Source organism: Tenuifilum thalassicum, from assembly GCF_013265555.1.
Lineage (GTDB): Bacteria > Bacteroidota > Bacteroidia > Bacteroidales > Tenuifilaceae > Tenuifilum > Tenuifilum thalassicum.
In genome coordinates this window covers 997,351-1,009,484 of record NZ_CP041345.1, presented here as the reverse complement: position 1 = coordinate 1,009,484, position 12,134 = coordinate 997,351, and the positions used below count along the sequence as shown (strand labels likewise).

General features: G+C 40.4%; 9 protein-coding genes and 1 CRISPR repeat array (1 of these 10 running past the window's edge). Of the genes, 5 read left to right on the top strand and 4 right to left on the bottom strand.

All coding sequences use genetic code 11. The annotated features are described in order from the left end of the window. Positions 1-26 precede the first annotated feature (26 nt). Complete coding sequence (locus FHG85_RS04155; RefSeq protein ID WP_173073282.1) at positions 27-1,061, bottom strand: PorP/SprF family type IX secretion system membrane protein; 1,035 nt, start codon at positions 1,059-1,061, stop codon at positions 27-29. A 109-nt stretch (positions 1,062-1,170) separates the two neighbouring features. On the opposite strand from FHG85_RS04155, the gene porU reads away from it, so the two are divergent. The 5 genes from porU to FHG85_RS04130 all read left to right on the top strand — a co-directional run bounded on the left by porU (position 1,171) and on the right by FHG85_RS04130 (position 7,210). After that, positions 1,171-4,665, top strand: coding sequence for a type IX secretion system sortase PorU (gene porU / locus FHG85_RS04150; RefSeq protein ID WP_173073280.1), 3,495 nt, complete (start codon positions 1,171-1,173; stop codon positions 4,663-4,665). Between the two features lie 160 nt (positions 4,666-4,825). Next, positions 4,826-6,013, top strand: coding sequence for a type IX secretion system outer membrane channel protein PorV (gene porV, locus FHG85_RS04145; RefSeq protein ID WP_173073278.1), 1,188 nt, complete (start codon positions 4,826-4,828; stop codon positions 6,011-6,013). Positions 6,014-6,016: 3 nt separating this feature from the next. Continuing rightward, complete coding sequence (gene ispF / locus FHG85_RS04140; RefSeq protein WP_173073276.1) at positions 6,017-6,496, top strand: 2-C-methyl-D-erythritol 2,4-cyclodiphosphate synthase; 480 nt, start codon at positions 6,017-6,019, stop codon at positions 6,494-6,496. A 4-nt stretch (positions 6,497-6,500) separates the two neighbouring features. Continuing rightward, entirely contained in the window at positions 6,501-6,887 is a 387-nt protein-coding gene (locus FHG85_RS04135) for a CoA-binding protein (protein ID WP_173073274.1), read from the top strand. After that, positions 6,881-7,210 (top strand): thioredoxin family protein, encoded by a 330-nt coding sequence (locus tag FHG85_RS04130; RefSeq protein WP_173073272.1) that lies wholly within the window; start codon positions 6,881-6,883, stop codon positions 7,208-7,210. Before FHG85_RS04135 ends, FHG85_RS04130 begins: the two co-directional genes overlap by 7 nt. Here the strand turns inward: FHG85_RS04130 and FHG85_RS04125 are convergent. The 3 genes from FHG85_RS04125 to FHG85_RS04115 all read right to left on the bottom strand — a co-directional run bounded on the left by FHG85_RS04125 (position 7,207) and on the right by FHG85_RS04115 (position 11,252). Beyond that, positions 7,207-7,611 (bottom strand): hypothetical protein, encoded by a 405-nt coding sequence (locus FHG85_RS04125; RefSeq protein WP_173073270.1) that lies wholly within the window; start codon positions 7,609-7,611, stop codon positions 7,207-7,209. The two genes, FHG85_RS04130 and FHG85_RS04125, sit on opposite strands and share 4 nt — an antisense overlap. A 28-nt stretch (positions 7,612-7,639) precedes the next feature. Beyond that, positions 7,640-9,655 carry a urocanate hydratase gene (locus FHG85_RS04120; protein ID WP_173073268.1) on the bottom strand — a complete coding sequence of 672 codons (2,016 nt, stop codon included), beginning with the start codon at positions 9,653-9,655 and terminating at the stop codon, positions 7,640-7,642. Between the two features lie 460 nt (positions 9,656-10,115). Next, positions 10,116-11,252, bottom strand: a complete 1,137-nt coding sequence (locus FHG85_RS04115; protein ID WP_173073266.1) for an AAA family ATPase — start codon at positions 11,250-11,252, stop codon at positions 10,116-10,118. 262 nt (positions 11,253-11,514) lie between these two features. Then, a CRISPR array of direct repeats spans positions 11,515-12,134; the repeat unit is 46 nt; unit sequence GTTGTGAATTGCTTTCAGATTGTATCTTTGACATATTGGTCACAGC (it continues 338 nt past the right edge of the window).

Sequence of the window (12,134 nt, the reverse complement as noted above, 5' to 3'; positions counted from 1 at the left end):
TGATGCAGAAAAAAGTTCTTAAAAATTTAAAATTTCGGGCATTTAATATACCTAAACTTTTTCCTCCTCCTTTTATACTCAAAATTCCACCCTAAGGTTACCTCATGTGATGAAGTTGGTAACCCCCTCAGCCCATGTTGCATAATGCTAAAGTCGTAGCTATAACCAATACGGAACATATAATCGGAATAGCCAAGTGTAATAATAAAAGAATGACTATTCAACTTTAGGTTTTCGCGCAACCATAGCCCAGCCACTATCCAATTTTTTGACAAATAGAACCCAATATTAAGCTGGTTAAAATCGAGTTGTTGAATGTAAATTATATTAGGTGAAAAAAGTAGAACCTCCTTAAATCGTCTCCATTTTAAAAGGTTAAAGTCGGCACCAATGTGAAAAGTATACTTTCTTGGGATATAGGCCCGTCCACCTGTAAAACGTGCTTCAACAGGTTGCAGGAGATGATGAACAGCAAAACCTCCATAAAAATTTTCAATATCACCTGCTAAACCCAATCCTATATCGTAATTCCAACTTGTATATCCAACTACATCCGGATTACCTAACACATCGCCTGAGGGGTCAACCATATCGGGGAATACAAGACTAGAATAGTTTCTAGTACGAAACAGTAACGAGGTTTGTAAACCAAATCGAATATGTGAGTTGAAAGTGGGTTGAAATCCGTAAGAGTATATTAAATCCATTGTATTTCGAGAAAAAACTCCTTTTCCCTCAATATCGCTAACAACGTTAATGCCAAACCCAGCCTTATTACTAAAGCGTGCTCTCCTGTATCGATATCCTCTACGCCACTTAGGCCCAAAATCAAATGTTCTGTCAAAACTCACCCCAAATGTTGAGTAGGGCATATTTATCATGGTCCACTGGTTGCGGTAAATTATCCCCAAGCGCATATCCTTTGAAGCACCAGCGTATGCAGGATTTAGCATGGTTGGATTAAAAAAAACCTGAGAGAAAGTAGGATCCTGCCCCCTCAAGTCAGAAAAAATGATTACAAGACCTATAACTATTATTACTCTAACCCTTTTTAAATTCATCAAAAAAAATTTATTGTAATAATAACTAACTAAATACGTTTTTTATTGTTAGAATTAATTTGTAAAGGTAAATTAAAGTTTTGTTTCTTTGCAACATAAACATTGCATTATGCGTACAGTTTTTATTATAATTTTATTAACAATTTTCCAGAACCCTTTATTTACTAGGGATTTTAGCGCATCTGCTGCTAACAAACATTTTTATTCTTTCTTTCCTTATGAGAACTCAAATCAGTTATCGCCCCCAGCAAATTCTACTAAAAATAATATCATTTTAAATAACCCAGCAGCCAACTCACCCCTTAAAAGTTCTGTTTTAAGCAATGGGAAATGGTATAAGTTTGGTGTTAAAAAATCGGGGATATACAAGATTAGCTACACCGAATTAACACAGTTAGGGCTTGATAACCTTGATAATATTAGCGTATGGGGAATAGGTGGAAAAGCCCTTCCTTTGATGAACAATGAAAAGAGTTACGATGATATTCAACCCATACCCATTTTAATATATAAAGGAACTGACAACGTTTTTAATCAGGGCGATTATATTCTTTTTTATGCAGAAGGCCCTAGAACTCTTAGGTACGATGGTAATTTTAATGCATGGAAGTGGGATGAACACCTTTACTCAAAGTCGATTTTTTACTTTTTGACAACAAGCCAAACCCAAGTTCAAATAGATTCTGATAGCCCACCATCTACTTCGGAGAATTATTCAACAAATGAGTTTGACCAGGTAACAACTTTCGAAAAGAACGATACCAACTTGGTTAAATCGGGTCGTGAATGGTTTGGTGAAATTTTTGACATCCAAACAAAATACAGCTATTCAATTGAAACTCCTGAAATAGTTGAGAACTCAACATACAAGGTATGGGCAAGAATGGCTGCACGCTCATCGGCTTCGTCAACTTTTAGTATTAGCTTTAACGGTCAATCGAATCTTATAAGCTTTAGCCCTGTTCCTATTAGCGATCCACTTGCCAACAAAGTATCTGTTTCTGAACAAGTTTTTACTGGAAATATCAATGACCAAGCATTTAAAATTGAGCTCACTTATAATAAACCCAATACTGGTTCTGTTGGATTTCTAGACTTTATTTCAGTTCAAACAAGGCACGCTCTTAAATATAATAGTGAACAGCTAACATTTAGAGACTTTTCGTCGGTTGGTAATGGGAATGTGTCAAAATTCATAATTAGCAATGCTAATTCAGCACTACAGATATGGGATGTTAGTAACATTAATTTTACTAAACGAATCCCCATAAGTTTTTCTTCGGGAAATGCCTCATTTAAGGTTGCAACTGATTCGCTTCGAACTTTTATTGGATTTGAACCTGATATGGCATACAGTATTGAAGCTTTCACCCCTGTAGAAAATCAAGATATAAAAGGCAATGGGTTCTATGAGTATTTTATTGTTACTCATCCACTGTTTAAAGAATATGCCGAAGACCTTGCGCAAACTCACAGAGAAAAAAGCAATCTGTCCGTTATTGTTTACACCACAGAAGAGGTTTATAACGAGTTTTCAAGTGGTACCCCCGATGTTTCGGCAATTCGAAACATGATTCGATATTTTTACAGGAATGCCTCTTCCGATGCCGACAAGCCTAAATATTTGCTGCTGTTTGGCGATGGATCGTTCGATAACCTTTCCGACAGCCCAAACAACACCAACTTTATTCCCACGTATCAATCTACACGTTCTATCAATAGTGTTTCGTCGTTTGTTTCAGACGATTTTTTCGGCCTACTTGATGACGACGAAGGCGAATCCACCGGTTTTTTAGATATTGGCATTGGTCGACTGCCCGTATCAACTACTGAGCAGGCTGCTGATGTTGTTGATAAAATCAAAAGGTATATCAATAACGATGATATTGATGATTGGCAATCGAAAATGGTTTTTATTGGCGATGACGAGGATGGGAATATCCATATGAATGATGCCAACACATTGGCTGAGTATATTGAAACAAATCATCCTGGATACAATGTTCAAAAAATATTTTTTGACGCATATCAGCAGGAGAATACTTCGGCAGGACAAAGATATCCTGATGTTACAAAGGATATCAACGATGCCGTTAACCGAGGTGCCCTGTTGGTAAACTACACCGGACACGGGAACGAGCGTTGGCTTTCGCATGAGAAAGTTCTCATGCTTAACGATGTTCTATCGTGGCAGAACAAAAACCGGCTACCCCTATTTGTTACAGCAACTTGCGAGTTTAGCCGTTTTGACGATTACCACATAACCTCAACAGGGGAATGGATTCTTCTGTATCCCGATGGAGGAGCAGTAGCCCTGCTCTCCACAACGCGGCTTGTATATTCAAGCCCAAACTTTACCCTTAACTACAACTTCATTCAGCAAATCCTAAATACCGATGCCGAAGGTAAGCATTACAGGTTAGGCGATTTAGTCCGAATTACCAAATACCTCTCTGGTACTGGACTTAACAAAAGGAACTTTTCGTTGCTAGGCGACCCTGCACTAATGCTTCACTACCCTGCTTTTAAGGCAAACATTACTGATATTAAAAAGGTATCGACAAACGAAGAGGTAACAACTCTTAAATCGTTGGAAAAAATATCGATTTCGGGGGAGATAGTTGATAATACTGATGTTAGAAACACCTCCTTTAATGGCATTGCCTCTGTAACCGTATTCGACAAGGAAAGCGAAATAACAACACTGGCTAATGATGGTGGCAACCCCATTACTTTTAAAGCACGAACTAACGTGGTTTTTAAAGGAAAAGCAACTGTAACTAACGGGGAGTTCAGCATCCAATTCACTGTGCCTAAAGATATTAACTACTCTATAGGGGCAGGCAAAATATGTGTATTTGCAACCGATGGAACCTTAACCGCTTTAGGTGCAAACGATACTATTAAGGTTGGCGGAATTGGAACACCCTACGAGTTTGATTCAGAGGGACCAGCCATATCGCTATACCTAAACGATGAAAAATTTATGAACAATGGGATTTCTGGACCCAATCCAAAACTATTGGTTGTGCTTAGCGATCCTAATGGGATAAATACTACAGGAATTGGCATAGGGCATGATCTTACAGCAACAATACTTTACCCCGATGGAAGCACATCGTATGTTAATCTAAATGATTTTTACTCCGCTACACTCGACGATTATACGCAAGGAACAGCCACATACCAGCTTTCAAATCTGGTTCCAGGCAGCTATACTGTTACGGTAAAAGCCTGGGATACATTTAATAACAGTAGTAAAAGCACCCTCTCTTTTAGAGTTGTTGATGATAATAGTTTGCAAATTTCGAATTTCTACTGCTACCCTAACCCGATAACCGATTTTACAAACTTCTTCTTTGATAGCAACTTAAGTAGCATCAACATCAATGTAAGGATTGAAATTTTCAACTTGAATGGCGCCAAGGTTGCAGAACTGAAAAAAGCCAATATTTCTCCCGAAGGCTTCAGGATAGGGCCCTTTAGCTGGAACGGGCGAAGCTACAACGGATCAAAGCTACCAAAAGGTGTTTACATTGGTAGATTAACAGTTAACTCTGAAAAGGGAACACAAAATGCTGTTACAAAATTTGTAGTTTTTTAATGCACATTCGCATGCTATTCCATGCAACTGATTTTTAATTGTTTATATCTACACAAAATGTTTCGATTTTTTTGATATTAAACAATAAACCTATTTAATTAACGTTACTAAAAATTACCATATAAATACTAATTTTGCAATCTCATTTAAATTTATAACGATGTTAAAGAAGATTTTTGGAATTTCACTGCTGTTTCTACTTGGCTTTCAACCTATAATCAAGGCACAATTCGATAGCACGCTATCGCTAACAGGAGGACTTAATGCGCTTCGAATTGCTGTTCCTTTCTTAACCATAGCACCCGACTCTAGGAGTGCAGCAATGGGCGATGCCGGAGTTGCTTCAATACCCGATGTTAACTCTCAGCATTGGAATCCAGCTAAGTTCCCTTTTGTGGAGGGGAAAAAGTGGGGCGTTGGTTTCTCATACACACCTTGGCTTCGTAATCTTGTAAATGATATTAATCTTACTCATTTAACTGGTTTTTACCAAATTGACAAGTTACAAACCATTAGCGGTTCGCTTTTATATTTCTCAATGGGAGAAATCACTTTTAGAGATAATAATAATACTTACATACAAGCTTTTAATCCTAATGAGTTTGCTATCGATTTTGGGTATTCAAGAAAATTCTCCGATTACATCTCGGGTGCCATGGTATTCCGATATATTCGCTCCGATTTAACAGGAAACTTTACAACAACTGGAACGGGAGCTGGTAAACCAGGGACTTCCTTTGCAGCCGATCTCGCTGTATATTATCAACATCCCATATCGCTTTCTGGTAAGAATGGCCAAATGGCTTTAGGGGCTAACATCTCAAATATTGGAACAAAACTTTCATACAACGAAGATCCACAAAAAGAATTTATACCCATTAATATGAGAGTTGGCGGTAGAATTTCTCTCGACATCGATCAATATAATAGCTTCTCATTCCTACTGGATTTAAATAAGCTACTGGTCCCAACCCCACCAATTTATAATACCAATGGTGATATTGTTAAGGGTATGGACCCAAACGTATCGGTAGTTCAAGGCATGATTCAATCGTTCTATGATGCACCAGGAGGGCTTAGCGAAGAACTAGATGAAATTTATATTGCTACTGGTATTGAGTACTGGTATGCCAAGCAGTTTGCAATTAGGGCTGGATACTTTCACGAAAGTCAAAATAAAGGAAACCGCAAATACATTACGCTAGGAGCAGGCTTACGTTACAATATTTTTAACATCGACTTTTCGTACCTTATCGCTACGGGTGGATTTAACAGCCCAATGGCTAATACCTTACGATTCTCAATAGCTGTTGAGTTTTCCTCGTCAAACAAAAGAAACAAAAACTAATTGATGGAATTCCGCGTTGGCTTTGGCTACGATGTTCACCAGCTAAAAGAGGGCATCCCCTTTTGGCTGGGTGGAATAAAAATAGAGCACACTAAGGGTTCTTTGGGTCATTCCGATGGCGATGCGCTAATACATGCCATTTGCGACGCCTTGCTTGGTGCTGCCAACTTAGGTGATATTGGATTACATTTTCCCGATACCGACCCAACACTTAAAGGGATTGATAGCAAACTTCTGCTTAAAAAGTGTGTCGAATTAATCAAAAAAGAGGGTTATGGGATTGGCAATATCGACACTACCATTTGCCTGCAAAAACCTAAGGTTAAGGAATTAATCCCTAAAATGAGAGAATCATTAGCAGAAGTAATGGGTATAGACCAGAGTCAGGTATCAATTAAAGCGACTACAACAGAAAAATTGGGATTTGTTGGGAAAGAGAAGGGTTTGGCAGCGTATGCTGTGGTTTTAATCAAAAAGATTTAGGTTGATGACAAGTAACGAGTTTCTTCCTAAAACGCTTGTGCTTGGTGCAAGCCTTAAACCAGAACGCTACTCAAACCTAGCCATTCGAAGGTTGAGAAAGCATGGTATTGAAGTAATCGCAATTGGTACACGTAGTGGAATGGTTGAAGATGTTAAAATTCAGACTGAGCCAATAAGGGTTGACGATATACACACCATAACCTTATATCTTGGTCCTCAAAACCAACCCCCTTACTACGATTATATTTTAGGCTTAAGGCCTAAACGTATTATTTTCAATCCTGGAACAGAAAATCCAGAACTAGTGAAACTTGCTCGCCAAAATGGCATTAATACTGTTGAAGGATGCACACTTGTAATGTTAAGTAACGGAATATACTACGAATGGTAAAAGTAATTCAAACCGAAACAGACTTAAGCAGTGCCCTTTCAGAACCTGCTACTGCAATCTATTTTAACTCCGATGCATGTGGAGTTTGTCACGTTATGCTGCCTCAACTTGAGCAGATTGTTGGAACTGAGTTTCCCAAAATGAATATTTACGTTGTTAACGCAAATGAAACACCAGAAATTTGCGGGAAATTTTCAGTATTCACCTTTCCAACGGTTCTAATATTCTTTGAAGGGAAGGAATCGCTAAGGATGGCACGGAACATCAATCTTGCTACATTTAAACAGGCAGTGGCTCGCCCCTACTCCATCCTTTTCGACTAAGGACGTTCAAATACAGCATTAACATAGGGGTCACTAACCTGTCCCGAAACGCTGTACTCCCATTCAATGACCTGTGCAGCCTTGTGCCATGTCCCTTTGCCCGTAAAGTAATACATGTCGCTATTAGTCCCTATAATTGAGAAAACAGTATCGGAGAGATGAATATACGTTTCAACATTTAACCCGAGATTATACATGTTGTATACAACATAGGTGTTTGAATCGAGTTGAGTATACCTATCGATGCTAACATTGTAGGTTCTGTATTTACTCCCACTATAGTATTCCCTGCACAACCATACACCAGTAACTCCCTCACCCTGCTCATACTTATCGCACGACGAGCCCAAAAGGGTAATGCCCAAAAGTGCAAAGGCAATAGTTTTAACCAGTTTTTTCATTTGCAGATATTTAGAGTGATGAAGGGAATTAACCCTTCACCACTTGGTCTATCAAGCTATCATCAGCAATATTGGGCAGCGTAACCTTTAGTAAAGGAGTGCGCTCCATTTCGCGTTTAATGGCAAACATGGCGCCACTGTTACGAGCCCAGCTGCGACGTGCAATTCCATTGTTCACATCCCAGTGCAGCATCATGTGTAACCTACGGTCGGCCGCATCGGAGCCATCGAGTGTCATACCAAAACCACCATTAATTACCTCACCCCAGCCTACACCACCACCATTATGGATAGATACCCATGTTGCACCGCGGAAGGCATCGCCAATAACATTTTGGATTGCCATGTCAGCAGTAAATCGCGAACCATCGTAGATGTTAGATGTTTCGCGGTAAGGTGAATCAGTTCCAGAAACGTCATGGTGGTCACGTCCCAGCACAACCGGTGCAGAAATGCGACCTTCGCGTATAGCCTTGTTGAATGCAGCAGCAATCTTTATGCGCCCTTCGGCATCGGCATAAAGGATACGGGCCTGTGAACCAACCACCAGGTTGTTTCTACCAGCCTCGCGAATCCAATGAATATTATCCTGTAACTGCCCCATAATTTCGGTAGGAGCTGTTTTAGCAATCTCCTCGAGCACCTCAAGGGCAATGGAATCGGTAACCTCCAGGTCCTTAGGATCGGATGAGGTACAAACCCAGCGAAATGGTCCAAACCCATAATCAAAGAACATGGGCCCCATAATATCCTGAACATACGATGGGTAACGAAAATCGCCATTAGGCTTAAGGATATCAGCACCAGCTCGGCTACTCTCCAGAAGGAATGCATTACCATAGTCGAAAAAGTACATGCCCTTAGCAGTAAGTGCATTAATCGCCTTGACATGTCTACGTAGGCTTTCGTAAACCTTTTCCTTAAAAAGCTCGGGTTGCTCAGCCATCATACGATTCGACTCCTCAAAGCTAAGCCCAACAGGATAGTAACCACCGGCAAAAGGATTATGTAGCGATGTTTGGTCGCTACCCAGGTCAACATGAATATCCTCTTCGACTAAGCGTTCCCATAAATCTACTATATTTCCTTGATAGGCTAATGAAACGGCCTCCTTGCTGGCCGAAGCCTGACGAATTCGTGGAATAAGCTCATCGAGGCTGGTATAAACCTCATCAACCCATTTTTGGCCATGGCGCACCTCAACAGCCTTAGGGTTAATCTCGGCAATTACGCCCACCATTCCAGCCACAACAGCAGCTTTAGGCTGAGCACCAGACATCCCCCCTAGCCCAGATGATACGAAGATCTTCCCTCGTAAATCGGTTTCGCCAGGTTTCATCTGCTTACGTCCGGCATTCATTACTGTGATAGTGGTTCCGTGCACAATTCCTTGCGGACCAATATACATAAACGACCCGGCTGTCATCTGTCCGTACTGGGTTACACCCAAAGCGTTGTAACGCTCCCAATCGTCCTTGCTTGAATAGTTGGGAATCATCATGCCATTTGTCACCACAACGCGTGGTGCATCGGGATGCGATGGGAATAGCCCCATGGGATGGCCAGAGTAGAGCACAAGAGTTTGCTCGTCGGTCATCTCGGCCAAATACTTCATGGTTAGGCGATACTGCGCCCAGTTCTGGAATACCGCACCGTTACCCCCATAGGTGATTAGTTCATGGGGATGCTGTGCAACAGCATAATCGAGGTTATTGCTGAGCATTAGCATGATTGAGGCTGCCTGAACCGATTTATGCGGGAAATCGTGTATTGAACGGGCATAAATCTTGTAATCGGGACGGAATCGATACATGTAAATCCTACCATACTCCTCCAGCTCCTTATAAAACTCCTCGGCCAAAACTGCATGATGCTTTGGAGGAAAATACCTTAAAGCATTTTTAACAGCCAACTTCTTTTCCTCGGTTGTAAGTATCTTTTTACGTTTAGGCGCATGGTTAACCGAAGGATCCCATGGTTTTGGTGCAGGAAGCTCATCGGGTATGCCCTGCAGAATATCCTTGCGAAACTCTTCTAGTGTCATTTTTTATACAATTTAATGTTTAGCACAAAGTTAGAAATTAAACCCATTAACCAAAGATGTTTTGAAGCAGAAAAGAGTCGGAATGAATTGGAAATAATCGGAATGTGTCGGATGCCTTTGTCATGCTGTGCTTGCCGAAGCATCTCTTGTTGAAGAATGAGAAGAAGTTAAAGGAAGTTAGAGGAATGAATCGGAAATATACGGAAGAAGCTAGAAAAAGTTGGAGGGAAATAGCAACGTTTATGCCATATCAATGGTGGAAAGGGCTCAGATTTTCAGACGCACCCTAGTTTTCACTCACCCGCACGGGGAGCGGCACATGGCTCCTGGTTATGTGCTATCCAAGGGCGTTGTGAATTGCTTTGGCTTAGTCGAACACGCAAAAAACGCTCGGTTCAGATTGTATCTTTTTCATATTGGCCATACACTCTATTGCACCGCTTAAAGAGCTGCAGGCAAGCTAATACGTTCTTTGCATCCAGCGCATTAAAAATACATCATACACGCTATAGTTTGAACCGGTAGAGCTGATAGCTTCAAGTACCATTTCCTTCTCAAGTAAGGAATGGAGCAACCTGCGTATAGACGACGGAGTCCCCAGTTGATGTTTCAGCAGAAACTCTTTACTATATATTTGTAATACCGATTCCTCCTTTGCCAAGGCAAGTAGAAAATCCCATTGCTTACTGGTCATTAAATTTCTATACTGAAGGTATACGGGCTCATTCTCCTTTAGCAACGCTAAACACTCGGTCTTCACGGTATCCAAGTTAATTTTCCTATAAGAAAATAGCCTATTGCAAAGACTCTGCGTGTAAAATGTATAGCCCTTTGTCCATTCCAGCACGTAATCGATGCTTTCATCATCTATAGTCCTTTTCCCTTGTTCAAATTTTTCACGAATGAAATTTCTGTACGCACCCCTTTCAATAGCCTCAAGGTTCATGAAACGGGTACTGGAGTAAAATGGTCTCTTGGCATTGGCAAAAATATCCATTAGAGTATGCCTTCGACTACCACTAAAAATAAAACATACATTGTTAAATTGCTGAGTATACGTGCGGAGTATAGCCTCAACGTTTTTCTCAGGGTAATGAGCAATTTGCTGAAACTCATCAAGGGCTACCACAACAGGCTTAGGTTGTTCATTGATAAAAGTAAGCAATTGCAGCAGCGTGTATTCCTTATCGCTTTCGGATTGGTAGCTAAACTGTACTTGGGGTGTACCGGTAATGGCATCAAACGAGAATGTAGGACGTAAGCCCTTTATCAATTTTAGGAAACGCTTCCCCACAGGGGTTCTCTCAGGGAACCTATTGATAATTGCAGCGGTAAGCAGCTTAATAAAATCAGCGAGGTTACGTGAGGAATAAATATCCACGTAAACAGTTCCGTAATCACTCCCTTCGCGAAGCAATTCGAAAAAACGAAAAATCAACCCCGTTTTTCCCAACCTACGTGGCGATATCAAGGTTGTATTCACGTTGCTCTGTACATTCCTGAGCAAAATGTTCAGCTCATTATTCCGATCGCAAAAGTACTCCTTTGAGATATAACTATTTACTAAAAAGGGGTTTATCTCCTTTACCTTAGCCATTTTACTACTTTTTGCCAATATAAGCAGAAAAAAGGCATTACGCAATATGCATATCGCATTTTGCGTAACGCATTCCGTGAAATAAATAATTTTCTCAAGGTATACGGATTAACCAAAGCCTTGCAATCCACGCACCCGCGGGGGGTGCGACGCAAGAGTCCTGGTTATGTGCTATCCAAGAGCGTTGTGAATTGCTTGCGTTTTTTTTTAAATTAGTCTTTGAATTTACAGCTTTATTTTTGATTTAGTTTATTTTGGTGGTGTTGTAAATTGCTTTCAGATTGTATCTTTGACATATTGGTCACAGCAACTTTCAGTATTCCAGTTCCAACCTCTGAGTTGTGAATTGCTTTCAGATTGTATCTTTGACATATTGGTCACAGCTCATCGGATAGGAAGCACCTCACAGCAATTGTTGTGAATTGCTTTCAGATTGTATCTTTGACATATTGGTCACAGCGTATCTGAGGAAACAGGTAAGAATATCTTTGTTGTGAATTGCTTTCAGATTGTATCTTTGACATATTGGTCACAGCTAATAGTTGCCGATAGCGCAGAGCCGAGATGTTGTGAATTGCTTTCAGATTGTATCTTTGACATATTGGTCACAGCATTTCCCATAAAGACACTAAATGCTGCTCTGTTGTGAATTGCTTTCAGATTGTATCTTTGACATATTGGTCACAGCTAGCGTTATCTGCTGGTAGGCGATTAACCTGTTGTGAATTGCTTTCAGATTGTATCTTTGACATATTGGTCACAGCCGAGAACACATTAGAAGAGATAGCAAGCAAGTTGTGAATTGCTTTCAGATTGTATCTTTGACATATTGGTCACAGCCTACCAGGCGCGTATTGATGCAATGAGTCTGTTGTGAATTGC

Excerpts from the sequence above, each read along its gene's own strand:
- porU (WP_173073280.1), top strand. The coding sequence starts at position 1,171 with ATGCGTACAGTTTTTATTATAATTTTATTAACAATTTTCCAGAACCCT.
- FHG85_RS04130 (WP_173073272.1), top strand. The coding sequence starts at position 6,881 with ATGGTAAAAGTAATTCAAACCGAAACAGACTTAAGCAGTGCCCTTTCA.
- FHG85_RS04135 (WP_173073274.1), top strand. The coding sequence starts at position 6,501 with ATGACAAGTAACGAGTTTCTTCCTAAAACGCTTGTGCTTGGTGCAAGC.
- FHG85_RS04155 (WP_173073282.1), bottom strand. The coding sequence starts at position 1,061 with ATGAATTTAAAAAGGGTTAGAGTAATAATAGTTATAGGTCTTGTAATC.
- porV (WP_173073278.1), top strand. The coding sequence starts at position 4,826 with ATGTTAAAGAAGATTTTTGGAATTTCACTGCTGTTTCTACTTGGCTTT.
- ispF (WP_173073276.1), top strand. The coding sequence starts at position 6,017 with ATGGAATTCCGCGTTGGCTTTGGCTACGATGTTCACCAGCTAAAAGAG.
- FHG85_RS04120 (WP_173073268.1), bottom strand. The coding sequence starts at position 9,655 with ATGACACTAGAAGAGTTTCGCAAGGATATTCTGCAGGGCATACCCGAT.
- FHG85_RS04115 (WP_173073266.1), bottom strand. The coding sequence starts at position 11,252 with ATGGCTAAGGTAAAGGAGATAAACCCCTTTTTAGTAAATAGTTATATC.
- FHG85_RS04125 (WP_173073270.1), bottom strand. The coding sequence starts at position 7,611 with ATGAAAAAACTGGTTAAAACTATTGCCTTTGCACTTTTGGGCATTACC.